At 58.9% G+C, this 1090-nt stretch carries 1 protein-coding gene; it reads left to right on the plus strand.

Translation table 11 applies throughout. The features are described 5' to 3' along the window. The first annotated feature begins 213 nt into the window (after window positions 1-213). Window positions 214-1053 (plus strand): IS5 family transposase, encoded by an 840-nt coding sequence (locus ACSDR0_RS50755; RefSeq protein ID WP_435296158.1) that lies wholly within the window; start codon window positions 214-216, stop codon window positions 1051-1053. Window positions 1054-1090: the final 37 nt, after the last annotated feature.

Raw genomic sequence — 1090 nt, forward strand, 5'->3', positions numbered from 1 at the left:
TCTATGGTTGATGAGCATATGCGCCCTTTGGGGTCGTAGGCTTTCGGGGTACTTCGTCTTGTAGGGATGTATTTGCGCAGCCCTCACCGCCGATCGGAGCGCCCGCTTGATTGTCATGTGGCGCCTGAATTCCGTCTGGTCTAAAAATGGAATGTAAAGTCCCGGCCAGTCGAGGACCACTACCGATCACATGTTTCGGGTAAAAGTTCTGTCATGAGTGAGCGGAAGTCGTACCCCAGCGATATATCCGATGCCCGCTGGGAATTGATCGAACCCACCTTAACCGCCTGGCGGCAGGCCCGGCTCGATCGCAGGCCCACCGGCCAACCGGCCTCGGTCGAACTGCGGGAGGTCTTCAACGCGATCCTGTATGTCAACAGGACGGGAATCGCCTGGAAATACCTGCCGCACGACTTCCCGCCGCACAACACCGTCTACGCCTACTATGCGGCCTGGCGGGATGAGGGAATCTTCGCGCAGCTCAATTACGACCTGGTCGGCCTGGCCCGTGTCAAGGAAGGCCGCAAGGCCGAACCGACCGCATGCGTGATGGACACCCAGAGCGTGAAGACCTCCACCAACGTGCCCCTGACCAGCCAAGGCGCCGACGCGGGGAAGAAGATCGTCGGCCGCAAGCGGGGCATCGTCACAGACGCACTCGGCATCGCCCTTGCCGTGACGGTCACTGCCGCGAGCGCATCCGACAACGCCATCGGAATGCGACTGCTCGACCAGACTAAAAACGCCTATCCGACGATATCAAAAACCTGGGTCGACACCGGCTTCAAAAACGCCGTGATCGAACACGGTGCCCGGCTCGGCATCGATGTCGAAGTCGTCTCCAGAAACATCCAGACGCGCGGCTTTCACGTTGTCAAACGCCGCTGGGTCGTCGAGCGAAGCCTGGGTTGGCTCATGCTGTACCGACGCTTGGCGCGCGATTACGAGACCCTCCCCACCAGTTCCCAAGCCATGATCCATATTGCCTCGATCAACAACCTCACCAAACGTATAACGGACGAGACCACCCCAACCTGGCGAGGCACTTACTAGAACATAAGGAGCAATCTACTCAAATCAAATGCCCTCT

This window comes from Streptosporangium sp. G11, assembly GCF_051192615.1.
GTDB lineage: Bacteria > Actinomycetota > Actinomycetes > Streptosporangiales > Streptosporangiaceae > Streptosporangium.

Excerpts from the sequence above, each read along its gene's own strand:
- ACSDR0_RS50755 (WP_435296158.1), top strand. The coding sequence starts at position 214 with ATGAGTGAGCGGAAGTCGTACCCCAGCGATATATCCGATGCCCGCTGG.